Source organism: Streptomyces sp. NPDC020884, assembly GCF_044333935.1.
Classification (GTDB): domain Bacteria; phylum Actinomycetota; class Actinomycetes; order Streptomycetales; family Streptomycetaceae; genus Streptomyces.
Genome location: NZ_JBIRRY010000001.1, coordinates 137,095 through 161,792 on the forward strand (window position 1 = coordinate 137,095; position 24,698 = coordinate 161,792).

Sequence of the window (24,698 nt, forward strand, 5' to 3'; positions counted from 1 at the left end):
TACCGCCGTGCGGGCTCGGCGTCAGCGCTCGGCGCGCTCCAGGAAGGGTTCCAGCAGCCCCGGCACGGCCTCGGCGGCGAAGGTCAGGCCCTCGGCCGCGTCGGTGTCGTACGCCGTGTACGCGCCCCCGCCGGCGGCCGTGGTGGCCGTGATGCTCAGCAGCCCTGCGCGCCGCTGGAAGACCGACTGCTTGACCGTCCAGCCGATCACCCCGGCCCGCTCCAGGGCGGCGGTGGAGCGGCGGAGCGTGCCGGAGCGGGTGACCAGATAGCGGCCCGAGAGCGCGTGCCCGAGACCCCGGTAGGCGTCCAGGGCGAGCGCGACCGTCACGGGCAGGAGGACCACCGTGCAGCCGAGCGCGATCCACAGCAGCACGGGCGTGAGCAGGACCCCGAGGACGCTCAGGACGAGGGCCGGGGCGAGGACCGCGGCGAGCGCCCAGCGCAGTCGGCGGCCCCGGGCGGCGCGCGGGTGGCGGACGAGAGCGGCGCCGGTCGGGGTGGCCGGCTCGCGCAGCACGTCGGCGGCGACGGTGTCGGCGCGTTCGCGGGGCGCGACCGGCAGCAGGGTGTTGTGGTCGGCGTTCTTGGCCTCGTGGTCCTTGGCGAGGCCGGTGGTGATGGCGTCCAGCCGGGCCGCGCCGAGCAGTCGGACGCCCAGCGGCTCGACCAGGTCGACGCCGCGCAGCCGGGCCTCCTCGACGGAGATGGACCGGGAGGTGAACAGTCCGCGCCGGACCCGCAGCGTGCCGCCGGGCTCGCGCTCCAGGCGGTAGTTCCACCACATCTCGATCCAGAGGCCGAGCGCCCCGACGACGCCCGCGACCAGGGCGGCCAGGACCAGGACGACGATCGTCCAGATCAGCGGGGTCTCGCGGAAGCGGTCGCCGACCCAGGCGATGACATCGCCCTGGGCCCCGACCCAGTCGCTGACCTGGAGCGTGGCCCCGGCGGCCGCGCCGCCGAGCATGGGGGCGACGAAGGAGACCGGGGCGTAACGGATCCAGCGGGGGTCCAGGACGGCCAGTTCCCCTTCGCGGTGGATGCCGCCGGGCGCTGCGGCGGCCGCGCGTTCCAGCAGGAGGCGGCGCAGCCGTTCGCCCTCGGCGCGGGTGACCGGGTCCAGTTCGAGGGTGGAGTCGGAGCCCTGTTCACCGGTGCCGATCCTGACGGTGACCAGGCCGAGGAGGCGCAGCATCAGGTTGGCGGTGAGGTCGACCGTGCGGATCCGCTCCCGGGCCAGGGAGCGGCGCTTGACCAGCAGGAGGCCGGTGTGGAGGTCGACGCGCTCCTCGCCGATCCGGTAGCGGGTGCGGTGCCAGCGGACGCGGTCGGCGCCCGCCGCGGTCCCGATGACCAGGACGGCTCCGGCGAGCGCCTGGAGCACGGCGACCGGGAGGCTGGACCATCGGGTGAGCCCGAGTGTGACGGGGATGGCGGCGCCCGCGACGACGCCCGCCACGACGAGTGCGGTGACCAGGACCGTACGGGGGTCGAGGCGGCGCCAGTCGCCTTCCGGGGCGGCGGTGCTCATGTGGCGTCGCCGGGAGTGTCGCGGGTGATGCGGGTGAGCTGTCCGGCCAGGTCGGCCGCCACCTCGTGGTCCAGCCCCTGGATCCGTACCGCGCCCTTGGCGGAGGCCGTGGTGACCGTGACGGTGGCGAGCCGGCAGAGCTGCTCCAGCGGGCCGCGCACCGTGTCCACCGTCTGGATCCGGGACATCGGGGCGATCCGCCACTCCTGCCAGAAGAACCCGGTGCGGACGTACACCGCGTCCTCGGTGATCTCCCAGCGGTGGGTACGGAACCACCACAGGGGGAAGAGGACGGTGGCCGCCGCCCCCGCCGCGGCCAGGACCGCGGCGGACAGCAGCAGCCAGAAACGGGCAGGCCCGATCAGCGCGCCCAGCACCGCGAGCGGCACGACGGGCACGGCGGTCGTCAGCAGCCACTGGGCCCGCCACCAGCCGACGGCACGCTCGTCCAGCGTGTTGCGCGGCGGCCGCAGCCGTACCGGCGTCCCCTCCCCCTGCGTCATCGGCTCAGCGCCCCCGCAGGGTGCGGTAGGCGTCGACCAGGGCGGCCGTGGAGCTGTCCAGCTGCCCGGCGTCCGCGGCCCCGCTCTCGGTCAGGAGCGGTTCGATCTTCTTGGCGAGGACCTTGCCGAGCTCGACGCCCCACTGGTCGAAGGAGTCGATGTTCCAGATGGCGCCCTGGACGAAGACCTTGTGCTCGTAGAGCGCGATGAGCTGGCCGAGGACCGAGGGGGTCAGCTTGTCGGCGAGGATCGTGGTCGTGGGGTGGTTGCCCCGGAAGGTCTTGTGCGGGACGAGCTCCTCGGGCACCCCCTCCGCGCGGACCTCCTCGGGCGTCTTGCCGAAGGCCAGGGCCTGGGTCTGGGCGAAGAAGTTGGCCATCAGCAGGTCGTGCTGGGCGATCAGTCCGGGCAGCAGGTCGTGCACCGGGGCGGCGAAGCCGATGAAGTCCGCCGGGATCAGCTTGGTGCCCTGGTGGATCAACTGGTAGTACGCGTGCTGCCCGTTGGTTCCGGGCGTGCCCCAGACGACCGGGCCGGTCTGCCAGTCCACGGGGTTGCCGTCGCGGTCGACGGACTTGCCGTTGGACTCCATGTCGAGCTGCTGGAGGTACGCGGTGAACTTGGACAGGTAGTGGCTGTACGGCAGCACCGCGTGCGACTGGGCGTCGAAGAAGTTGCCGTACCAGACGCCGAGCAGGCCCAGCAGGAGCGGGACGTTCTCCTCGGCCGGGGCGGTGCGGAAGTGCTCGTCGACGAGGTGGAAGCCGTCGAGCATCTCGCGGAAGCGGTCGGGTCCGATGGCGGTCATCAGCGAGAGGCCGATCGCCGAGTCGAAGCTGTACCGGCCGCCGACCCAGTCCCAGAACTCGAACATGTTGGCCGTGTCGATACCGAACTCCTCGACCTTCGCGGCGTTGGTCGACAGCGCCACGAAGTGCCGGGCAACGGCGTCCTGACCGGCCTTCAGCTCGGTCAGCAGCCAGTCCCGGGCGGAGGTGGCGTTGGTGATGGTCTCGATCGTCGTGAACGTCTTCGAGGCGATGACGAACAGCGTCTCGGCCGGGTCGAGGTCACGGACGGCCTCGTGCAGGTCGGCGCCGTCGACGTTGGAGACGAAGCGGACCGTGAGCGCGCGGTCCGTGAAGGAGCGCAGCACCTCGTACGCCATGGCAGGGCCGAGGTCGGAGCCGCCGATGCCGATGTTGACGATGTTCTTGACGGGCTTGCCGGTGTGGCCGGTCCACTGCCCCGACCGGACCTTCTCGGCGAAGCCGGCCATCTTGTCCAGGACGGCGTGCACGGCGGGCACGACGTTCTCACCCGGCTCGCCGCCGACCTCGATCACCGCGTCGCGCGGGGCGCGGAGCGCGGTGTGCAGGACCGCCCGGTCCTCGGTGGTGTTGATCTTCTCGCCGCGGAACATCGCGTCCCGCAGCTCCGCGACCCCGGTGGCGGCGGCGAGGTCGCGCAGGAGGCGCAGCGTCTCGTCGGTGACCAGGTGCTTGGAGTAGTCGAGGTGGAGGTCGCCGACCCGGAGGGTGTAGGCGGTGCCCCGGTCCGGCCGGCGCGCGAACAGCTCGCGCAGCTGGGGTGCGCCGAGCTCCTCACGGTGCTTGGCGAGAGCCGTCCACTCGGGCGTCTGGTCGAGCTTGGTTCGGCTTGCTGCGTTCATCCCGGATATCAGCCCACTTCTTCTCGTCATCAGCATCCCCGCTGCCCCTCCAACCTAATTGATCGAGGTGGCCGGCGGCGCGGAGGAGGGCGGTGGCGCGGGAACGCGATACGGCCGGACACCCGTGGGGTGTCCGGCCGGTGTACGACTGGGGTCCGTGGAGCCGATCCGGGATGAACCGGACCGTGGAGCTGGGCCGGCAGGACGCTCAGATCTCGCCGCGGAGTTTGGCCAGTGCCTCGGCGAGGATCGCCTCGCCGTCCTCGTCGCTCCGCCGCTCGCGTACGTACGCCAGGTGCGTCTTGTACGGCTCGGTGCGGGGCGGGTCCGGCGGGCTGTCCTTGTCCTGGCCGGCCGGGAAGCCGCAGCGCGGGCAGTCCCAGGTGTCCGGCACCTGCGCGTCATGGGCGAAGCTCGGCTGCGTCTCGTGCCCGTTCGAGCACCAGAAGGAGATGCGGAGGCGCGGCGCGGACTCGCCTCGCTCGGCCTCCCCCATCGGCCCCGCTCCGACCCGGCTTCCCCGGATCGCGTTGCCACTTGCCACGGTCGTAACTCCCTGCGTGATGGTGCTCGAGCGATGCCCCAGTCTACGTAAGGCCCAACGCGCGTCCAGTGAAAGGAGTTACACCCTTACCGGGAATCGCGGTCGACGGGTCAGTTGTCCAGCTTGATGAGCAGACCGAGGACGACGACGCAGGCGAACCAGGACAGTCCGACCACCACGGTGATCCGGTCGAGGTTGCGCTCGGCCACGGAGGAGCCGCCGACGGAGGACTGCATGCCGCCACCGAACATGTCGGAGAGGCCGCCGCCCTTGCCCTTGTGCATGAGCACCAGCAGCATCAGCAGCAGGCTGAAGACGATCAGAGCGATCTGGAACGCCAAAACCACGGCTGGTCCCTACTTTCCGGAATTCTTGACTACTGCCTGTACGTACAGCGGGGGCCGGAGGGTGGCAACCCCCTCGGCCCCCGCAAGGGTACGACGGATCCGCGCTACCGCATACTCACTGGTCGCGGAAGCGGACGATCTTGACGAACTCGTCGGCGTCCAGCGCGGCGCCGCCGATGAGGGCGCCGTCCACGTCGGGCTGGGCCATGATGGCCGCGACGTTGCCGGACTTCACCGAGCCGCCGTACTGGATGCGGACGGCGTCGGCCAGCTCCTGCGAGTACAGCTCGGCCAGCCGTCCGCGGATCGCGCCGCAGACCTCCTGGGCGTCCTCGGGGGTGGCGACCTCGCCGGTTCCGATGGCCCAGACCGGCTCGTAGGCGATCACGATCGTCTCGGCCTGCTCGGCCGGGATGTCCTTCAGGCCGCCGTCGAGCTGCGCGAGGGTGTAGGAGACCTGGTCACCGGCCTTGCGGATGTCCAGGCCCTCACCGACGCAGAGGATCGGGGTCAGGCCGTGCTGGTAGGCGGCCTTCACCTTGGCGTTGCAGATCTCGTCGCTCTCGGCGTGGTACTGGCGGCGCTCGCTGTGGCCGACGGCCACGTAGGTGCAGCGCAGCTTGGCCAGCATCGAGCCGGAGATCTCTCCGGTGTACGCGCCGGAGTCGTGCGCCGAGATGTCCTGGGCGCCGTACTTGATCTTCAGCTTGTCGCCGTCGACCAGGGTCTGCACCGAGCGCAGGTCGGTGAACGGCGGCAGGACGGCGACCTCGACGTCCTCGTAGTCCTTGTCGGCCAGCGCGAAGGAGAGCTTCTGAACGTGGGCGATGGCCTCGAGGTGGTTGAGGTTCATCTTCCAGTTGCCCGCCATCAGCGGGGTGCGGGTGGTCATGAAAGGTCAGTCCTCCAGTGCGGCGAGCCCGGGAAGCGTCTTGCCCTCGAGGTACTCGAGGCTCGCGCCGCCACCGGTCGAAATGTGTCCGAAAGCGTTCTCGTCGAAGCCCAGGATGCGAACGGCCGCGGCGGAGTCGCCACCGCCGACGACGCTGAAGGCCGACGAGTCGACGAGCGCCTGGGCGACCGCGCGGGTGCCGTCGGCGAAGTCGGGGTGTTCGAAGACGCCCATCGGGCCGTTCCAGAAGACGGTGGCCGCGTCGGCGAGCTTCGATGCGTAGAGCTTGTTGGTCTCCGGTCCGTTGTCCAGCCCCATCTGGCCGGCCGGGATGGCGTCGGCGGCGACGGTGGTGGGGTGGGCCGGGGCCTTGGTCTTCAGGTCGGGGAAGGCGGGGGCGACCACGACGTCGACGGGGAGGACGAACTCCACGCCCTTCTTCTCGGCGCGCCGCAGGTACTCCTGGACGGCCGGGATCTGGTCCTCCTGGAGCAGCGAGCTGCCGACCTCGTGGCCCTGAGCCTTGAGGAAGGTGTACGCCATGCCGCCGCCGATCAGGATGCGGTCGGCCCGCTCCAGCAGGTGGTCGATCACTCCGAGCTTGTCGGAGACCTTCGCACCGCCGAGCACGACCGCGTACGGGCGCTTGACGTCGGTGGTGAGCTTCTTCAGGACGCCGACCTCGGTGGCGATGAGGTAGCCCGCGTAGTGCGGGAGCCGCGCCGGGAGGTCGAAGACCGAGGCGTGCTTGCGGTGCACCGCGCCGAAGCCGTCGCCCACGTAGACGTCGGCGAGTTCGGCCAGCTGATCGGCGAAGGCGCCGCGCTCGGCGTCGTCCTTGGACGTCTCGCCGGCGTTGAAGCGGAGGTTCTCGACGACGGCGACCCGGCCGTCGGCGAGGCCGGCGACCGCGGCGCGGGCGGAATCGCCGACCGTGTCGGTGGCGAAGGCGACGTCGGCGCCGAGCAGTTCGCCCAGACGTGCGGCGGCGGGCGCCAGCGAGAAGGCCGGGTCCGGGGCGCCCTTGGGGCGGCCGAGGTGCGAGGCGACGACGACGCGCGCGCCGGCCTCGGCGAGCTTGGCGACCGTCGGGACGACGGCGCGGATACGGCCGTCGTCGGTGATCGTGGTGCCGTCCAGCGGCACATTGAGGTCGGCGCGGACGAATACCCGCTTACCCGCGACCCCTTCGGCGAGAAGTTCGTCGATCGTCTTCATCTGTTCCGTTTACTCCTTGGAAGGACCGATGAGCATGCTAGGCCGTGTCGACAAACCGCCGTTGCCCGGCCACCGGCCGGGCCGCGCGTTCGTCGACACGGCTTAGGGGCTCGACCCGCGCTTCGTTGCGCCGGTCGAGCCCCTTCGCTTACATCGATGTGCCTGCCGATCCGAGGATCAGAGCTGCTCGCCGACGAAGACCGTGAGGTCGACGAGGCGGTTGGAGTAGCCCCACTCGTTGTCGTACCAGCCGAGGATCTTCACCGTGTTGCCCTCCTGGACCATGGTCAGGGAGGAGTCGAAGGTGCAGGACGACGGGTCGCCGACGATGTCCGAGGAGACGATCGGGTCCTCGGTGTACGTCAGGAAGCCCTTGAGGGCGCCGTCGTCGGAGGCCTTCTTGAACGCGGCGTTGACCTCGTCCTTGGTGACCTCGCGCGTGAGCGTCACGACGAGGTCGGTGGCGGAGCCGGTCGGAACCGGGACGCGCATCGCGATGCCGTCGAGCTTGCCCTTGAGCTGCGGGAGCACCAGGGCGGTGGCCTTGGCGGCACCGGTGGTGGTCGGGATGATGTTCTCGGCGGCGGCGCGGGCGCGACGCAGGTCCGAGTGCGGGAAGTCCAGGATCCGCTGGTCGTTCGTGTACGCGTGGACCGTCGTCATCAGGCCCTTGACGATGCCGAAGTTCTCGTCGAGAACCTTGGCCATCGGCGCCACACAGTTGGTGGTGCAGGAGGCGTTGGAGATGATGTTGTGGTTGGCCGCGTCGTACTGGTCCTGGTTGACGCCCATCACGATGGTGATGTCCTCGTCCTTGGCCGGAGCCGAGATGAGGACCTTCTTGGCGCCGCCCGCGATGTGCTTCTCGGCGTCGGCCTTCTTGGTGAAGATGCCGGTCGACTCGATGACGATGTCGACGCCCAGCTCACCCCAGGGGATGTCGGCCGGGTTGCGCTCGGAGAGCACCTTGATGGTGTGACCATCGACGGTGATGGTGTCGGCGGTGTGGCTGACCTCTGCCTTGAGACGACCCAGAATGGTGTCGTACTTCAGCAGGTGAGCCGTGGTCGCAGTGTCACCCAGGTCGTTGACAGCCACGATCTCGATGTCCGCACCCTGCTCGAGCAGCGCGCGGAAGTAGTTGCGACCGATGCGGCCGAAGCCGTTGATGCCTACGCGGATCGTCACGAACCGATCTCCTCGTTAGGTACGCCGGTTTTCGACGCCGGCGAGTTGTATAGGGATGTCCCCGACCGCTTCCGACCCTACCTCTCCCAGGGCCCGGGAGTGACATCGAGAGGGCCACCGCACGCCACCGGATACGACCGGAGGCCCGTACTCGCCAGTAGGAGTACGGACCTCCGTTTCGCCGGTCAGGACCTGGGTCCCGGTGGCCCCGGGACCCCGGACCCGGTCGCCCGGGACCGAACGTCCCCCGCTCGCCGCCGGGTCAGCCGACGAGGCCGTCGGCGAGCTCCTCGCTGAGGGTCGACTCGGTCCCCGGGATGCCCAGGTCCTGGGCCCGCTTGTCGGCCATCGCCAGCAGCCGGCGGATCCGGCCGGCGACCGCGTCCTTGGTCAGCGGCGGGTCGGCGAGCGCGCCCAGCTCCTCAAGGGAGGCCTGCTTGTGCTCCATGCGCAGCCGTCCCGCGGCGGCGAGGTGCTCGGGAACCTCCTCGCCGAGGATCTCCAGCGCGCGCCCCACCCGGGCCCCGGCGGCGACCGCCGCGCGGGCCGAGCGGCGCAGGTTCGCGTCGTCGAAGTTGGCGAGCCGGTTGGCCGTGGCGCGGACCTCGCGCCGCATCCGCCGCTCCTCCCAGGCGAGCACCGCGTCGTGGGCGCCGAGCCGGGTCAGCAGGGCGCCGATCGCGTCGCCGTCGCGGACCACCACCCGGTCCACGCCGCGCACCTCCCGGGCCTTGGCGGCGATGGAGAGCCGACGGGCCGCCCCGACCAGGGCGAGGGCCGCCTCGGGCCCCGGGCAGGTGACCTCCAGCGAGGAGGAGCGGCCGGGCTCGGTGAGCGAGCCGTGGGCGAGGAAGGCTCCGCGCCAGGCCGCCTCGGCGTCGCAGGTGGCCCCCGAGACCACCTGCGGGGGCAGCCCCCGGATCGGCCGGCCGCGGCCGTCCACCAGGCCGGTCTGGCGGGCCAGCTGGTCGCCGCCCGCCACCACCCGTACGACATAGCGCGAGCCGCGCCGCAGTCCGCCGGGGGCCATCACGATCAGCTCCGAGCTGTGCCCGAAGATCTCCAGGATGTCGCGCTTGAGCCGGCGGGCGGCGTTCCCGGTGTCCAGCTCCGCCTCGATCACAATCCGGCCACTCACCAGGTGCAGCCCGCCCGCGAACCGAAGAATCGCCGAGACCTCTGCTTTCCTGCAGCAGGTCCGGGTGACGGGAAGATGAGAGATTTCGTTCTTCACCGCTGGCGTCATCGCCATGGGCCGATCCTTCCATGCATCCGAAAAATACGGTCGTACGCGGCGGCCAGCAGCTCCTGATCATGGACCGGAACGCCGTCGGGCGATGCCACCGGCGCCAGCTCGACCGCGGCTCCGAGCCGTTGTGCGGCATCGGCGAGGGACTCACGGTCGGGCACGGCGGCCTCATCGGCCAGCACCACGTCCAAGGCGAGTTTAGGGGCGTGTCGCCCCAAAACCTCCAAATGACGCTGCGGTGAGAAGCCTTCTGTTTCACCGGGCTGAGGTGCGAGGTTCAACGAGAGGACCTTGCGGGCCTTCGTGGTGACCAGGGCGTCGAGCAGTTCCGGCACGAGCAGATGCGGGATCACCGAGGAGAACCAGGAGCCGGGACCGAGCACCACCCAGTCGGCGTCCAGGACCGCTGCCACGGCTTCCGGGACGGCCGGCGGGTCGGGCGGGACGACGTGCACGGACTGCACCTCGCCGGGGGTGAGCGCCACGGTGGCCTGACCGCGCACGGTGACGATCGCGTCCGGCAGGTCCGGGTCATGGCCCTTGACCAGCGCCTGGAGCTCCAGCGGGACGGCCGACATCGGCAACACCCGCCCGTGCGCGCCGAGCAGCTTGCCGACCAGGTCGAGCGCCTGGACGGGGTCGCCGAGCTGCTCCCAGAGGGCCACGATCAGCAGATTGCCGACCGCGTGCTCGTGGAGGTCGCCCTTGGACTCGAAGCGGTGCTGGATGACGCGGGACCAGGTGCGGCCCCAGTCGTCGTCGCCGCACAGCGCGGCGAGCGCCTTGCGCAGGTCGCCGGGCGGCAGCACGCCCAGCTCCTCGCGCAGCCGGCCGCTGGAGCCGCCGTCGTCGGCGACGGTGACCACGGCCGTGAGATCGCCGGTGATCCGGCGCAGCGCCGCCAGCGAGGCCGAGAGGCCCATGCCGCCGCCGAGCGCGACGACCTTGGGCTGAGCACCGCGCTTGCGGCCGGAGAGCGCCGAGGTGGCGCGGCTCAGGCGCCGCATCCGCAGAGTGCGTCCGGTCACTCTCGCCCCATGTCACGGTGGACCAGGACGGTCTCGACGCCTTCGGTGGCCAGGCGGGCCGAGAGCTTCTCCGACATGGCGACGGAACGGTGCTTGCCGCCGGTGCAGCCCACCGCGATGGTGACGTACCGCTTGCCCTCGCGGCGGTAGCCGGCGGCGATCAGCTGGAGCAGCTCCGTGTACTGGTTGAGGAACTCCTTGGCGCCCGGCTGGTCGAAGACGTAGTCGGACACCTCCTCGTTGACGCCGGTGAAGGGGCGCAGCTCGGGGACCCAGTGCGGGTTGGGCAGGAAGCGGCAGTCGACGACCAGGTCGGCGTCGACGGGCAGGCCGTACTTGTAGCCGAAGGACATCACCGTGGCCCGCAGCTCCGGCTCCGACTCGCCCGCGAACTGGGCGTCCATCTTGGCCCGCAGCTCGTGCACGTTGAGGCTGGAGGTGTCGATGACCAGGTCGGCGTCGCCGCGCAGCTCGCGCAGCAGGTCGCGCTCGGCCGCGATGCCGTCCACGATGCGACCGTCGCCCTGGAGGGGGTGCGGGCGGCGGACGGACTCGAAGCGGCGCACGAGGGCGTCGTCGGAGGACTCCAGGAAGACGATGCGCCGGGTGACCTGCTTGGACTCCAGGTCCGCGAGGGACTCACGGAGGTTGTCGAAGAAGCGCCGGCCGCGCACGTCGACGACGACGGCGATCCGGGCCACGTTGCCCTGGGAGCGGGCGCCGAGCTCCACCATGGTGGGGATCAGCGCGGGCGGCAGGTTGTCGACGACGAACCAGCCGAGGTCCTCCAGGCACTTGGCGGCGGTGCTGCGGCCGGCGCCAGACATCCCGGAAATGATCACCAGCTCGGGGATGGCCGCGTCACCCGTCTCGTTCGGGGTGTTCGTACTCACGTCTGCTGCTCCGTCTGCTCGGTCTGCGGTGTCTGCCGGTTCCGCGGTGTCTGCTGATTCCGCGGTGTTCGGTGCGGTCTCGTTGCTGTTCTCGGTCATGAGCTGTCCCCGTCGTCCTCTTCAATGATCTCTCCTGTGGCCGTATTCACGGCAGGCGCCGCGGGGGCGGTCGAGGCGAGGGCCACGGCCACCGATTCCGCCGTCCGTCGCCCTATCCCGGGGACCTCGCAGATCTCGTCGATTGTCGCCTGCCGGAGCTTCTTCACGGAGCCGAAATGCTTGATCAGGGCCTGCTTCCGGGTCTCGCCGAGGCCGGTCACGTCGTCGAGGGGGCTGGCGCGGATGCGCTTGGCGCGTTTGGCGCGCTGGTAGGTGATGGCGAAGCGGTGGGCCTCGTCCCGGACGCGCTGGAGGAGGTAGAGGCCCTCGCTGGAGCGGGGCAGGACGACGGGATCGTCGTCCTCGGGGAGCCAGACCTCTTCCAGGCGCTTGGCGAGGCCGCAGACGGCGATGTCGTCGATGCCCAGCTCGTCCAGGGCGCGCTTGGCGGCGGCGACCTGGGGCTGCCCGCCGTCGACGACGACGAGCTGCGGCGGGTAGGCGAACCGCTTGGGCCGGCCGTCGTCCTCGCGGGGCTCGCCCTCGTCGTCGGCGGCCGCCGGGGCGACGGCGGGGACGGGGCCGGTGGCGGCGGGCCCGGCCGCCGGGGCGTCCACCGGCTGCTCCTCCCACTCCCCCGTGCGCTCCTTGTCCTGGAGGTAGCGCTTGAAGCGGCGGCCGATCACCTCGTGCATCGAGCGGACGTCGTCCTGGCCCTCGAAGCCCTTGATCTGGAAGCGGCGGTACTCGCTCTTGCGGGCGAGGCCGTCCTCGAAGACCACCATGGAGGCCACCACGTCGTCGCCCTGGAGGTGGGAGATGTCGTAGCACTCGATGCGCAGCGGCGCGGTGTCCAGGCCCAGCGCCTCGGCGATCTCCTCCAGGGCGCGGGAGCGGGTGGTCAGGTCGGAGGCCCGCTTGGTCTTGTGCAGTCCGAGCGCCTGCTGGGCGTTGCGCTGGACGGTGGTCATGAGGTCCTTCTTGTCGCCGCGCTGCGGGATGCGCAGGCTGACCTGGGAGCCCCGGCGCTCGGCGAGCCACTGGGCGACCGCTTCGGTGTCCTCGGGCAGGGCGGGGACCAGGACCTCCTTGGGGACGGCGTCGCCGCGCTCCTCCCCGTACAGCTGCTGGAGGGCGTGTTCGACGAGGCCGGAGGTGTCGACCGCCTCGACCTTGTCGGTGACCCAGCCGCGCTGGCCGCGCACCCGGCCGCCGCGGACGTGGAAGATCTGGAGGGCGGCCTCCAGCTCGTCCTCGGCGACGGCGATCAGATCGGCGTCGGTGGCGTCGGCGAGGACGACGGCGCTCTTCTCCATGGCCCGTCTGAGGGCCTCGGCGTCGTCGCGGAGGCGGGCGGCCCGCTCGTACTCCAGCTCCTCGGCCGCCTGCGCCATGTCCTTCTCCAGGCGGCGGATGTAGGTGCCCGTGCGGCCGGCCATGAAGTCGCAGAAGTCCTCGGCGAGGTCCCGGTGTTCCTCGGGGGTGACCCGGCCGACGCAGGGGGCCGAGCACTTGCCGATATAGCCCAGCAGGCAGGGGCGGCCGGTGCGCGCGGCGTTCTTGAAGACCCCGGCGGAACAGGTGCGGACGGGGAAGACCCGCAGCATCAGGTCGACCGTCTCGCGGATCGCCCAGGCGTGGCCGTACGGACCGAAGTAGCGCACGCCCTTCTTCTTGGCGCCGCGCATGACCTGGACGCGGGGGAACTCCTCGTTGAGCGTGACCGCGAGATACGGATAGCTCTTGTCGTCGCGGTACTTGACGTTGAACCGGGGGTCGTACTCCTTGATCCAGGAGTACTCCAGCTGGAGCGCCTCGACCTCGGTGGAGACGACCGTCCACTCGACGGATGCGGCGGTGGTGACCATCGTGCGCGTACGCGGATGGAGGCCGGCGAGGTCCTGGAAGTAGTTGGCCACGCGCTGGCGCAGGTTCTTGGCCTTCCCGACGTAGATCACCCGGCGGTGCTCGTCGCGGAATTTGTAGACCCCCGGGGAGTCGGGGATCTGTCCCGGCTTGGGGCGGTAGCTGGAGGGGTCTGCCATGTCTCACACCCTACTTGCGGGCGCTGACAGTGCGTCGCTCTCGGGTGGTGCCGCGCTCCGGAGTGCCGTGGGGTGTTCGCACCCCGGAGCGCGGGTCTCGTGGGACCGGTGGAGCCGCTGCTCAGGCGTCCGCGGCCGGGGAGCGCCCGGTACGGCTCCGGCGGCGCAGGGCGGCCGCGCCGCACAGCACCAGCGCGAGCAGCGCCCCGGCCCCGGCGGTCGTGGAGACGGCGGTCAGCGCCGTCTCCTGGCCCGCTGCCGCGCCGGCGAGCGCGGGGCTCCCGGCGGTGTCCGCCGCCTGATCGGCGGCCGGGCCCGGGACCGGGCCGGGAGCGGGGGCCGCTCCGGTGACCGCCTCGGGGCCGTAACCGCCCGCCTTGCCGGACCGGGCGTATCCGGAGCCGGGGAGCTTGTCGCCGTACGCCTCCTGGACCCGGGTCCGGTAGGCGCCGAGCGCGGTGCCGCGGGCGCCCACGGCGGCCTTCGCCTCCTCGTCCAGCGGGAGCACCCGGGAGCCGTCGTGGACGTACCAGGCGTCGATCTGCGGTTCGCGGAACACGGTGCCGCCGGGGAGGGCGCGAGCGCCGAGGGAGGTGTAGCGGGCCTCGTCGTCGCCGGTGGCGATGTTCACCACCTGCCAGTCGGCGCTGCCGCCGGATCCGGCGGGAACGGTCCACAGCGAGGCCTTCTGGCCGTCGGAGGAGACGGCGGTGCTGGCGAGGTAGTCCAGGGTGCTCGGGGCCGCGCCGGGTTCGCCGGCGACGAAGGCGGCCGAGAGCGTACGGACCGGGACGGCCTTGGCCTCGATCCGCGGTGCGGCCGCCGCCTTGCTCACCGCGCCTTCCCGGGCGAAGAACCGGGACAGCGTGTCCAGCGTGGCCGGCTCCGTCGCGGCCTCGTGGGCGGCTTCGAGGGTCGCGGCGGTCAGCTTCGGCGGGGCCGTCCGGCCGTCGTCGGCGAGGGCGGGGGCGGCGGCGGTGAACAGGGCGACGCCGGTGAGGGCGGTGGCGACGGCGACGCGTCGGGTGGTGGAGTTCATGTCCTCACGCCCCGATCCGGTAGAGCGAGTGGGTCCAGGAGAACTCGTTGTTGTTCACGTACCAGGCGTGGGACGCCCAGTTGTAGCGGTCGCTGGAGGGCCACGGGTCGCCCCAGTAGACCCAGCTGTTGGCGTCGTCGTACCCGTAGATGACGTGCATGTGCCCGCCGCCGGACGACCACTGGATTCGGGTCTCGATGGGTCGCTGGGCGGATATCTCGGCCTGCACGGTCGGGTAGCGCAGCCAGCCGGTGACGTAACTGCCGGGCCTGACCCCGGCCCAGGACAGACCGGTCTGGACGTTGCCGAGGGTGGCCTGCGAGTTGGGGCACTGGGAGTTCTGGCTGCGGTTGAAGGCGGCGTTGCAGAACTGGTTCTGGGAGTAGTTGCGGCCGAACCAGGCGGCGATGGTGTTGCCGCCGGCCGCCCAGCACCAGTTGCTCTGCTGTTGGGCCTGCATGGTGATGTCGAGCCGCTGGGCGGCGGCGACGGTGAAGCCCGCCCCGTCCGGGGACTGGGCGGCGGTGGCGGTGCCCGCGGGGACGGCGAGCAGGACGGCGGCCAGGAGGGCGGTGAACGAGAACCTTCCGGGCCTGACTCTTCGGTTGCGCATGGCGTTCCTCCCAAGGCGGGGGGTGGGGATCGGAGGAGCGCGTCCGGACGCTGATGAGGAGCATCCGGCGTTGTCCGGAGCAGGTCAACACGCTTCAATGCGAGGTGACATCGCGGTGTGAACGGCACGGCGTCCGTGTGAACGGCCCCGGCCCCGGTCACCTGCTCCCCCGCATCCCCCGGGGGCGGTGTCGCCACTCCCCACGTGAACGTTCACCGGAGGCCCGCCATGCGGCAGACCGAGACCGAACTGGCGCAGGTACTGCGGACCGGACCGTTCCATCTGGCGTTGCGCACCGCTCTGTCGGTGCGCGGGCTGCCGCTCCAGCGGGTGCAGCACCATCTGGCGCACCGGGGCGTCAAGCTCGGAGTGACCAGCCTCAGTTACTGGCAGCAAGGGGTGCGCCGCCCCCGGCGGGCCGAGTCGCTGCGGGCGGTGCGGGCGCTGGAGGAGGTGCTCGCCCTGCCGGACGACTCGCTGCTGCGGCTGCTGCGCGACGGCGACGCCCCGGCGGAGGGGGACCGTCCGGCAGCCCGTTCGTACCGCTCCCTGATGGAGGCGTCGGGCTCGGTGGAGCGGCTCCTCACGGCCATGGAGTCACCTGTGGACGGCGGTCTGCACACCGTGGGGCACCAGGAGCGGGTACGGATAGGGGCGCGGCGCGAGCTGGCGGACCGCACCTCCCGGCATCTGGTGCGCGCGCACCGGGACGGCGTCGACCGCTATCTCGCGGTGCACCGGGGCGACCCCGGCTGCGACCCGTCGCGGATCGCGGTGCGGGCCCTGGAGAACTGCCGGACGGGCCGGGTCCGCTGGGACCGGGACGCGGGGGTCCTGGTGGCGGAGCTGCTCTTCGACACCCGGCTGCGGACCGGCGAGACGTACCTCTTCGGTTACGGCTTCGAGGACGGTACGGGCGGGGCGAGCGGCGAATACGTGCGCGGCTTCACCTTCGGGGGCGGCCAGTACGTGCTCCAGGTCGGCTTCGACGAGGCGGCGCTCCCGGTGCGGTGCCACCGGTTCGCCCAGGCGTCGGCGGGGGCGCCGCGCGGGGCCCGCGGCGACCTCACGCTGACCGGCCGGCACCGGACCGTGCACCTGGTGGAGGAGGGGGTACGGCCGGGCCTGATCGGGATCGACTGGGACTGGGAGTGAGGGACCCTGCCGTACGCGCTGCCGTACGCCCTGCGGGCCCCTCGGCTCCTCGTCGGGCGTCGGCGCCCGGGTCCTCGCGTCAGGCGTCGGGGCCCGCGACGAGCTTGCCGCCCTCGGCGGTGACCGGGACGGCGGGCAGCGGCACGGTGGCCGGGCCCTTCACCGGCCGGCCGGTGGTCACATCGAAGCGGCTGCCGTGGCAGGGGCAGTGGCCCTCGATGCCCTCGATCTTGTCCAGGACACAGCCCCCGTGGGTGCACTGGGCGCTGAACGCCTTGTACTCGCCCTTCGCCGGGCAGACGACGACGAGGCGCTGCTCGCGGTAGAGCTTGGCGCCACCGACGGGCACCGCCGAGGCGGCCCCGAGGTCGACGGGCGCGGTGGGCGTGGGGTTCTTGGCGTGGCCGAGCTTGGACTCGGTGGAGCAGGCGGCCGCTCCCAGCCCGGCGGCGCCGGCGAGCGCGGCGCCCTTCAGCACGGTGCGACGGGCGGCGGGCAGGCCGGGCATGCGGACTCCACGGGTCGTTGTTCGGGGTGGATCACGGTGGATCACGGTGCATCGGGTCGCCGGACAGGGCGGGGCGGCGACGGCGGCCCTGCGTGCCGGTGACAGAACCGACGATACCGGCGGGGATCAAAGGCTCTGCGACCGGGCCGGAACGCCCGCCTCGACGGGCGACGGCGGCCCCCTTCGTGCCGCGGGGGCCGCCGTCGTCGGCGAGGGGCGAGCGGCTGAGCGGGGGCCCGGCCGGGCCCCCGCTCAGCCCTTGCGGGCTCCGCTCAGGCCTTGCGGGCGCGGGTGGCCTTCTTCGCCACGGCCGTCTTGGTGGCTGCCGCCTTGGTCGTACCGGCCTTGGCCGTCGTGGCCTTCTTGGCCGCGGCGGCCGTCTTCTTCGCCGGGGCGGTCTTGCGGGCGGCCGTCTTGCGGGCCGTCCCCCGCCCGGAGGGCACCGCGGCCTCGCTGATGCGGTCCGCGTCCAGGATTCCCTGGAGGAACTTCCCGGTGTGGCTGGCGGGCACCCCGGCGACCTGCTCCGGCGTTCCCTCGGCGACCACCAGGCCACCGCCGTTGCCGCCCTCGGGGCCCATGTCGACGACCCAGTCGGCGGTCTTGATGACATCGAGGTTGTGCTCGATGACGATCACCGTGTTGCCCTTGTCCACGAGTCCGGAGAGCACGGTGATCAGCTTGCTGATGTCCTCGAAGTGCAGACCGGTGGTCGGCTCGTCCAGGACGTAGACCGTGCGGCCGGTGGAGCGCTTCTGGAGCTCACTCGCCAGCTTGACGCGCTGCGCCTCACCGCCGGAGAGGGTCGGCGCGGACTGGCCCAGCCGCACATACCCGAGGCCGACCTCGTTGAGCGTACGGAGGTGGCGGGCGATCGTCGGGACGGCCTCGAAGAACGCCAGGCCCTCCTCGATCGGCATGTCCAGCACCTCGGCGATGGACTTGCCCTTGTAGTGGACCTCCAGGGTCTCCCGGTTGTAGCGCGCTCCGTGGCAGACCTCGCACGGGACGTACACGTCGGGCAGGAAGTTCATCTCGATCTTGATCGTGCCGTCGCCGGAGCAGTTCTCGCAGCGGCCGCCCTTGACGTTGAAGGAGAAGCGGCCCGGCAGATAGCCGCGCACCTTCGCCTCCATGGTCTCGGCGAAGAGCCGGCGGACGTGGTCGAAGACTCCGGTGTAGGTGGCCGGGTTCGACCGGGGCGTCCGGCCGATGGGCGACTGGTCGACGTGCACGACCTTGTCGACGAGGTCGTCGCCGTCGACCCGGGTGTGGCGGCCGGGGACCGACTTGGCGCCGTTCAGCTCGCGGGCCAGGTGGGTGTAGAGGATGTCGTTGACCAGGGTCGACTTCCCGGACCCGGAGACGCCGGTGACGGCGGTGAGAACGCCGAGCGGGAAGGAGACGTCGATGTCCTGGAGGTTGTTCTCGCGGGCGCCGTGCACGGTGAGACCCCGGGCCGGGTCGACCGGGCGGCGGATCTCGGGGGTCGGGATCGACCGCTTGCCCGCCAGGTACTGGCCGGTGATCGACTCCTTGTTGGCCAGGAGCTCCTTGAGCGAACCGGAGTGGACGACCTTGCCGCCGTGCTCTCCGGCGCCGGGGCCGATGTCGACGACCCAGTCGGCGACCTTGATGGTGTCCTCGTCGTGCTCGACGACGATGAGCGTGTTGCCCATGTCGCGGAGCCGGACCAGGGTCTCGATGAGCCGGTGGTTGTCGCGCTGGTGCAGGCCGATGGACGGCTCGTCCAGGACGTAGAGCACGCCGACGAGGCCGGAGCCGATCTGGGTGGCCAGCCGGATGCGCTGGGCCTCGCCGCCGGACAGGGTGCCGGCCGCGCGGTTCAGCGAGAGGTAGTCGAGGCCGACGTCGACGAGGAACTTCAGCCGCTCGTTGACCTCCTTGAGGACCCGCTCGGCGATCTTCTTGTCGCGGGCGTTCAGCTTGAGGCGGCCGAGGAACTCGGCGCACTCGCTGATCGACATCGCGGCGACCTCGGCGATGGACTTCTCCATCACCGTCACCGCGAGCACGATCGGCTTGAGCCGGGTGCCCTCGCAGGTCGGGCAGGGCACCTCGCGCATGTAGCCCTCGAAGCGCTCCCGGCTGGAGTCGCTCTCGGCCTCGGTGTGGCGCCGCTTGACGAACTGCACCGCGCCCTCGAAGGCGGGGGTGGTGTAGGCGCGCTCGCGCCCGTACCGGTTGCGGTAGCGGACCTCGGTCTGGATCTTGTGGCCGAAGAGCAGGGCCTTCTTGGCCCGCTGCGGCAGCCCTGCCCAGGGGATGTCCGTACGGAAGCCGAGAGCTTCGGAGAGCGCGCCGATCAGGCGGCCGAAGTACTCCTTGGTGTGGCCGTGGGACCAGGGGTGGATCGCGCCCTCGTCGAGGGACTTCTCCTCGTCCGGGACGATCAGCTCCGGGTCGACCTCCATGCGCGTGCCGATGCCGGTGCAGTCGGGGCAGGCGCCGAAGGGCGAGTTGAAGGAGAAGGAGCGCGGCTCCAGCTCCTCGAAGGAGAGGTCGTCGTACGGGCAGTAGAGGTGCTCGGAGAACATCCGCTCGCGCTCGGGGTCGTCCTCGGGGAGGTCGACGAAGTCGAGCACGACCATGCCGCCGGAGAGGCCGAGCGCGGTCTCGACCGAGTCGGTCAGCCGGCGCTTGGCGCTGTCCTTGACGGTGAGGCGGTCGACGACCACCTCGATGGTGTGCTTCTCCTGCTTCTTGAGCGTGGGCGGCTCGGCGAGCTGGATGGTGGCGCCGTCGACCCTGGCCCGGCTGTAGCCCTTGGTCTGGAGGTCGGCGAAGAGGTCGACGAACTCGCCCTTGCGCTCGCGCACCAGCGGCGAGAGGACCTGGAAGCGGCTCCCCTCGGGCAGACCGAGGACCTTGTCCACGATGGCCTGCGGCGACTGGCGCGAGATGGGGCGGTGGCACTCGGGGCAGTGCGGCTTGCCGATCCGGGCGAAGAGCAGCCGGAGGTAGTCGTAGACCTCGGTGATGGTGCCGACCGTCGAGCGCGGGTTGCGCGAGGTCGACTTCTGGTCGATGGAGACGGCGGGAGAGAGACCTTCGATGAAGTCGACGTCCGGCTTGTCCATCTGGCCGAGGAACTGCCGGGCGTACGAGGAGAGCGACTCCACGTAGCGGCGCTGCCCCTCGGCGAAGATCGTGTCGAACGCGAGGGACGACTTGCCCGACCCGGAGAGCCCGGTGAAGACGATGAGGGAGTCGCGGGGCAGGTCGAGCGAGACGTTCTTCAGGTTGTGCTCGCGCGCGCCACGGACGATGAGACGGTCGGCCACGCCGGTCCGCACCTTTCTAGAGAGAAGCGGGGGAACTGAGCCCCTCTCCCAGGGTATGGGGGGCGCCACAGCGGTGTTGGAAGCTTTCAAATCCGAGCGTATAGCACGCACATTCGATTTACGGCCACCCTTCGACTCCTTCACCCGAATGAGTGGCAGAGCTAGGCTCGGCCGCATGATTGATCATGCGCACGACCTGGGAGCTGTACGCGGGGCGACCGAACGGCTGCTCGACGCAGTCGGCAAACTGGACAACGCCTCGGTCGCCGGGGCGTCACGGTTGCCCGGATGGAGTCGGGGCCATGTACTGGCCCACCTGTCACGTAACGCCGACGCGCTCGGAAATGTTCTCCGGGGCCTCCCGATGTACGCGAGCAGCGAAACCCGGGACGCCGACATCGCCGACGGCGCCCCCCGCACGGCGGCCGAGCAGCTGACCGACCTGCGGCAGAGCGCGGACGGCTTCCTGGCGGTCGCCGCCGAACCGGCCGACTGGTCCCGCACGGTCACCCTGCGCAACGGCGTGACCGACTCCGCGGCCCGGATCCCCTTCCGCCGCCGGGTCGAGGTGGAGCTGCACCACGTCGACCTCGACGTCGGCTACGAGCTGGAGGACCTGCCCGCGGAATTCGTGGAGCGGGAGATCGCCTTCCTCGCCGACCGCTTCCTGGGCAACGAGGGCGTGCCCGCCACCGGGCTGACCGACCTCGACGGCCGCACCTGGAGCACCGGCGGCGGTCCGCCGAGCGACCTGGTGACGGTGCAGGGGCCCGCCGTGGAGCTGCTGGGCTGGCTCTGCGGACGCCGTGACGGCTCCGCCCTGACCGTGGCCGGGGGCCTCCTTCCCGCGCTGCCCCCGCTATAGGCTGAGCCGTATGACGTACAGCGGAGCGGTGAAGGTCGGCGGACCGGCGAGCGTGCACGAACTGGCGGATCTGATGATCTCCAAGGTGGCCGTCGGCGCGATGAACAACAACGCCTATCTGCTGCGCTGCCGGGCGACCGGCGAGCAGCTGCTGATCGACGCGGCCGCCGAGCCGGAGACCCTGCTCGCGCTGATCGGTGACGACGGCATCGCCTCCGTCGTCACCACCCACCAGCACGGGGACCACTGGCAGGCGCTGGCCGAGGTGGTCGGGGCCACCGGCGCCCGGACGTACGCGGGCCGTTACGACGCCGAGGGCATCCCGGTCCCGACCGCGGTCCTGGTCGAGGACGGCGACACCGTCACCGTCGGCCGGGTCGAGCTGACCGCCCGCCATCTGACCGGTCACACCCCGGGCTCCATCGCCCTGGTCTACGACGACCCGCACGGCGCCCCGCACCTGTTCACCGGGGACTGCCTCTTCCCGGGCGGGGTCGGGAACACGAACCGGAACCCCGAGGCGTTCGCGAGCCTCCTGCACGACGTCGAGACGAAGCTGTTCGACCGGCTGCCCGACGAGACGTGGGTCTACCCGGGCCACGGGCACGACACGACGCTCGGCGACGAGCGGCCCCAGCTGCCCGAGTGGCGCGCCCGCGGCTGGTAGCCGGGCGCCCGCACCTTCCGCGTACACACGCGAGAGCGGCCGGGGCGGACGGCTTTCGCCGTTCCGCCCCGGCCGCTGCCGGTCTGTCCCTGTGCCGCTCGGGGCGGCCCCGGGTCAGCTGCTGATGCTCTTGCTCTCCTCGTCGGACGGGCCGGCGGCCTCCGTCTTGCGGGCCTCCTCCGCCTCGGCCGCCGCCAGCTTCTTGCTGGCGACGAGGCTGGTGATCGTGGTGATCACCAGGACACCGCCGATGACGGCGAGGGAGAACGGGATGGAGACGACGGGCACGTGCACGCCGTTCTCGTGCAGGGCGTGCAGCACCAGCTTGACGCCGATGAAGCCGAGGATCACCGACAGGCCGTAGCTGAGGTGGACCAGCTTCTTCAGCAGACCGCCGATGAGGAAGTACAGCTGGCGCAGCCCCATCAGGGCGAACGCGTTGGCCGTGAAGACGATGTACGGGTCCTGGGTCAGGCCGAAGATCGCCGGGATCGAGTCCACCGCGAACAGCACGTCGGTCATACCGATGGCGAGCATGACCACCATCAGCGGAGTCATGACGCGCTTGCCGTTGTTGCGGATGAAGAGCTTGGTGCCGTGGTACTTGTCGGCGACACCGAAGCGGTGCTCGATCGACTTCAGGAGGCGGTTCTCCTCCCAGTCGTCGTCGTCCTCGTCGGCCCGCGCCTCCTGGATGAGCTTCCAGGCGGTGTAGATCAGGAACGCGCCGAAGATGTAGAACACCCACGAGAAGTTCGCGATCACGGCGGCGCCGGCGGCGATGAAGATCGCCCGGAGCACCAGGGCGATGAGCACGCCGATGAGCAGCACGCGCTGCTGGAGCTGTGAGGGCACCGAGAACTTCGCCATGATCAGGACGAAGACGAAGAGATTGTCGACACTCAGCGACTTCTCGGTGATGAATCCCGCGAAGAACTCGCCGGAGGCCTGGCTCTCGCCGAAGACCGCGAGGCCGGCTCCGAAGAGGACGGCGAGCGCGATCCAGACGATCGTCCAGATTCCGGCTTCCTTGGTCGACACGTCATGGGGCTTGCGCCCGATGAAGAAGTCGACGGCGATCAAGGCTGACAGACCAAAGATGGTCAGGACCCAAAGAGTCCATGAAACGTCCACTGCGCCTCCGGCAGTTCGCTACGGCTACTGATCAGCGTCGTCGCTGCCGGAGGTCTCTTCCGCCCCTGCGCACGGTGTGCGCCTGGACCGGCGCCCCGGGACCGATAACGGTCCGTATTGACGGGACGTCGCGTAAGGAGTACTCCCCTCCGTTCCCCGAACAGTACAGGCATCACCAAGAAAAGGTAAAGGGAAGGGTAAAGAACTCGTCAAAACCGCAGTTCAGAGCGGTGACTGTCTCAACGGCCAGCAGCTCGGCGGGCGGCGGCCACCGCCGCGAGCACCTGTTCCAGGACGTGGCTGCCCGGCGGGATCACCAACGGCTCGTAGGTCCAGGCATGCCCGACCCAGGGGTCGGCGAGATGGCTGTCGGCGACCGGTGTGATCCGCAACAGCGAACGCCACAGCGGATCAAGAATCGGCCCGTACGCACTCGCCTCCTCCCGATCCGCGACCATCAGGAGATGCACCCCGACCGAGGGGCCCTCGTCGGCGAGATAGCGGAGCTGGGTGACGGCCCGGTCGTCGAAACCGTGCGGGAAGTCGTTGACCACCAAGAGCTGCTCCCCGGTGTCCAGGTCCGGCGGGAGCGAGTCGGCCGCCCCGGCCCGCACCGCCATCTGCACCAGGTCCACCCGCCGGGTGAGGTGGGCCAGGACCGAGGCAACTCCCCCGGGTCCGGCGGCGGGCGGTCCGGCGAGGACGCCCGCCCGGACCAGCGGCGCGAGCGGACCGGCCGCCGCGCCCGCCGGGTCGATGACGTGCACCGCGAACTCACCGGGTGGATACACCGCGAGCAGCCGGGCCGCGTGGGCGACCGCGGTCTCCATGGCCAGCCGGCGCAGCCGGTCCGTGTCCATCAGGGCGGCCGCCTCGGACGCGGTCCGACCACTGTCGACCCAGATCCCGCGCTCCAGCGGCAGCCGGACGAGCAGGGGGATGCGCAGATCGGTGCGCTCGGGCAGATGGAGGTCGCCGATGCGCAGGGCCATCGGTATCTCCATCGGGACGCGGTGGGCGTGCCAGACGGGATTGCCCCAGCCCGCGTACGCGGCGGGGAGCGCGGGCTCGACGACGGCCGCCTCGGCGGTCAGCTGGGCCAGGTCGCGGTCGAGGGCCTCGCGGGCCCGGGAGGTCAGCTCGTCGCACTTGGCGCGGGCCTCCTCGCGGGCGCGGTCGCCCGCCCCGCCGATCCGGTTGCGCGGGTCGGACAGGGACCGGTCGAGCTCCTGACCCATCCGGGACTCGGCGAAGTCAACGGCGCTGCGGTAGGCGGCGACGGCGCGGGCCAGATCCTCGAACATCCCCCAGATCTGGTTGTAGAGGCGCTCGTCCATCGACCAGCCGGTGGCGTCGCCGGCGACCGGCTGCGCGGGCTGTCCCGGCTGGGCCGGGGGCGCGGTGGGCGGAGGCGTCGGAGGCGCGGCGTGCTGCCGTCGCGGGTGCGCGTAGTTGATGGGGCCGTCGGCGGGGCTCCCCGCGGCCTGCCCCTGGGCGGTGTGCGGCTGGGCGGTGTGCGCCGGGTCGGTCAGCGGCTCGGGGGGCTGCGGGGCCGGGGGCGGTGTGGGCGGGCGGTGGTCCGCGGGGCCCGTCGCGTGCCGTACGCGGTCGCCCTCCGGGGTCCGGGGCGGCGGGGCCACCGAGCGGGCCAGTCCCCGGGTGACGGCCTCGTTGATGGATCCGGCCAGCCCGGCGGCCTCGGCCACGCCCTGGTCGGCGAGCATCTCGGCGAGCCCGCCGGCATACCCCTGGCCCACGGCGCGGACCTTCCAGGCGTCCTGGCGGCGGTAGAGCTCCAGGGCGCTGACCGCGGACTCGGCGTCCAGGTCGGTGAGCGTGAAGGTGGCGATCTCGGCGCCGTCGAGCCCGGTGACGGCGACGAAGGGGGCGGGGACTGCGCCGAACCGCGCCGGGCCGCCGGTGCCCACGGGGAGCGCGAGCAGCACGGTGACCCGGTGGGCGCCGGCGGGCAGGGCCTCCAGGTCGACGGCGAGCCGGTGGTCGGCCGCCGCCTGCTGGGAGACCTCGAGCCCGGGGAGCTGGGGCGAGCCGGGGTGGGCGATCCACTCGACGCCGCGTACCGTGCCCCGTTCGTCGCCGAGGGTGGCTCCGGCCACGACGGGCGTGCCCGCCGATACCCGGATCTCCAGACGGGTCTGGGGCAAGGTGTGGTTCTGCCCCCGGACCAGTTCGGCCGTCAT

Annotated in this window: 21 protein-coding genes; 3 read left to right on the plus strand and 18 right to left on the minus strand. The window is 71.3% G+C overall.

Features of this window, described 5'->3' with window-relative positions:
- Positions 1-21 precede the first annotated feature (21 nt).
- From ACH4UK_RS00670 to ACH4UK_RS00735, 14 genes are all read right to left on the minus strand, one after another.
- A complete protein-coding gene (locus ACH4UK_RS00670) occupies positions 22-1,533 on the minus strand; it encodes a PH domain-containing protein (protein WP_398353910.1) in 1,512 nt (503 codons plus the stop codon).
- Positions 1,530-2,036, minus strand: coding sequence for a PH domain-containing protein (locus tag ACH4UK_RS00675; protein ID WP_398353911.1), 507 nt, complete (start codon positions 2,034-2,036; stop codon positions 1,530-1,532). The genes ACH4UK_RS00670 and ACH4UK_RS00675 overlap by 4 nt, the downstream gene beginning before the upstream one ends.
- Before the next feature lie 4 nt (positions 2,037-2,040).
- Complete coding sequence (gene pgi / locus ACH4UK_RS00680; RefSeq protein WP_398353912.1) at positions 2,041-3,708, minus strand: glucose-6-phosphate isomerase; 1,668 nt, start codon at positions 3,706-3,708, stop codon at positions 2,041-2,043.
- A gap of 208 nt (positions 3,709-3,916) precedes the next feature.
- Complete coding sequence (locus ACH4UK_RS00685) at positions 3,917-4,252, minus strand: RNA polymerase-binding protein RbpA (RefSeq protein WP_073217477.1); 336 nt, start codon at positions 4,250-4,252, stop codon at positions 3,917-3,919.
- A gap of 110 nt (positions 4,253-4,362) precedes the next feature.
- Positions 4,363-4,599 (minus strand): preprotein translocase subunit SecG, encoded by a 237-nt coding sequence (secG, locus tag ACH4UK_RS00690; protein ID WP_398353913.1) that lies wholly within the window; start codon positions 4,597-4,599, stop codon positions 4,363-4,365.
- Between the two features lie 115 nt (positions 4,600-4,714).
- Positions 4,715-5,491, minus strand: a complete 777-nt coding sequence (gene tpiA / locus ACH4UK_RS00695; protein ID WP_398353914.1) for a triose-phosphate isomerase — start codon at positions 5,489-5,491, stop codon at positions 4,715-4,717.
- Positions 5,492-5,497: 6 nt separating this feature from the next.
- Positions 5,498-6,709 carry a phosphoglycerate kinase gene (locus ACH4UK_RS00700; protein ID WP_398353915.1) on the minus strand — a complete coding sequence of 404 codons (1,212 nt, stop codon included), beginning with the start codon at positions 6,707-6,709 and terminating at the stop codon, positions 5,498-5,500.
- Positions 6,710-6,886: 177 nt separating this feature from the next.
- Entirely contained in the window at positions 6,887-7,897 is a 1,011-nt protein-coding gene (gene gap, locus ACH4UK_RS00705) for a type I glyceraldehyde-3-phosphate dehydrogenase (protein WP_398353916.1), read from the minus strand.
- A gap of 262 nt (positions 7,898-8,159) precedes the next feature.
- A complete protein-coding gene (whiA, locus tag ACH4UK_RS00710) occupies positions 8,160-9,149 on the minus strand; it encodes a DNA-binding protein WhiA (RefSeq protein WP_032790781.1) in 990 nt (329 codons plus the stop codon).
- Positions 9,140-10,174, minus strand: a complete 1,035-nt coding sequence (gene yvcK, locus ACH4UK_RS00715; protein WP_398353917.1) for a uridine diphosphate-N-acetylglucosamine-binding protein YvcK — start codon at positions 10,172-10,174, stop codon at positions 9,140-9,142. The genes whiA and yvcK overlap by 10 nt, the downstream gene beginning before the upstream one ends.
- Positions 10,171-11,166 carry an RNase adapter RapZ gene (rapZ, locus tag ACH4UK_RS00720; protein WP_398353918.1) on the minus strand — a complete coding sequence of 332 codons (996 nt, stop codon included), beginning with the start codon at positions 11,164-11,166 and terminating at the stop codon, positions 10,171-10,173. The genes yvcK and rapZ overlap by 4 nt, the downstream gene beginning before the upstream one ends.
- A complete protein-coding gene (uvrC, locus tag ACH4UK_RS00725; RefSeq protein ID WP_398353919.1) occupies positions 11,163-13,211 on the minus strand; it encodes an excinuclease ABC subunit UvrC in 2,049 nt (682 codons plus the stop codon). The genes rapZ and uvrC overlap by 4 nt, the downstream gene beginning before the upstream one ends.
- A gap of 121 nt (positions 13,212-13,332) precedes the next feature.
- Positions 13,333-14,250 (minus strand): hypothetical protein, encoded by a 918-nt coding sequence (locus tag ACH4UK_RS00730; protein ID WP_398353920.1) that lies wholly within the window; start codon positions 14,248-14,250, stop codon positions 13,333-13,335.
- A gap of 4 nt (positions 14,251-14,254) precedes the next feature.
- A complete protein-coding gene (locus ACH4UK_RS00735) occupies positions 14,255-14,863 on the minus strand; it encodes a papain-like cysteine protease family protein (RefSeq protein ID WP_398353921.1) in 609 nt (202 codons plus the stop codon).
- Between the two features lie 228 nt (positions 14,864-15,091).
- Between ACH4UK_RS00735 and ACH4UK_RS00740 the strand changes: the two genes are divergently transcribed.
- Positions 15,092-16,018, plus strand: coding sequence for a hypothetical protein (locus ACH4UK_RS00740; protein ID WP_398353922.1), 927 nt, complete (start codon positions 15,092-15,094; stop codon positions 16,016-16,018).
- A gap of 79 nt (positions 16,019-16,097) precedes the next feature.
- Here the strand turns inward: ACH4UK_RS00740 and ACH4UK_RS00745 are convergent, their stop codons facing one another.
- Both ACH4UK_RS00745 and uvrA read right to left on the minus strand, forming a co-directional pair.
- Complete coding sequence (locus tag ACH4UK_RS00745; RefSeq protein WP_398353923.1) at positions 16,098-16,526, minus strand: Rieske (2Fe-2S) protein; 429 nt, start codon at positions 16,524-16,526, stop codon at positions 16,098-16,100.
- A 272-nt stretch (positions 16,527-16,798) separates the two neighbouring features.
- Positions 16,799-19,831, minus strand: a complete 3,033-nt coding sequence (gene uvrA, locus ACH4UK_RS00750) for an excinuclease ABC subunit UvrA (protein WP_398353924.1) — start codon at positions 19,829-19,831, stop codon at positions 16,799-16,801.
- Between the two features lie 175 nt (positions 19,832-20,006).
- On the opposite strand from uvrA, the gene ACH4UK_RS00755 reads away from it, so the two are divergent.
- On the plus strand, positions 20,007-20,696 hold the full coding sequence (locus ACH4UK_RS00755) for a maleylpyruvate isomerase family mycothiol-dependent enzyme (RefSeq protein WP_398353925.1): 690 nt from the start codon (positions 20,007-20,009) through the stop codon (positions 20,694-20,696).
- Between the two features lie 10 nt (positions 20,697-20,706).
- Positions 20,707-21,363, plus strand: coding sequence for an MBL fold metallo-hydrolase (locus tag ACH4UK_RS00760; RefSeq protein ID WP_398353926.1), 657 nt, complete (start codon positions 20,707-20,709; stop codon positions 21,361-21,363).
- Between the two features lie 114 nt (positions 21,364-21,477).
- Here ACH4UK_RS00760 and ACH4UK_RS00765 read toward each other — a convergent pair whose 3' ends face one another.
- Positions 21,478-22,497 carry a TerC family protein gene (locus tag ACH4UK_RS00765; protein WP_398353927.1) on the minus strand — a complete coding sequence of 340 codons (1,020 nt, stop codon included), beginning with the start codon at positions 22,495-22,497 and terminating at the stop codon, positions 21,478-21,480.
- 239 nt (positions 22,498-22,736) lie between these two features.
- On the minus strand, positions 22,737-24,698 hold the full coding sequence (locus ACH4UK_RS00770; protein ID WP_398353928.1) for a TerD family protein: 1,962 nt from the start codon (positions 24,696-24,698) through the stop codon (positions 22,737-22,739).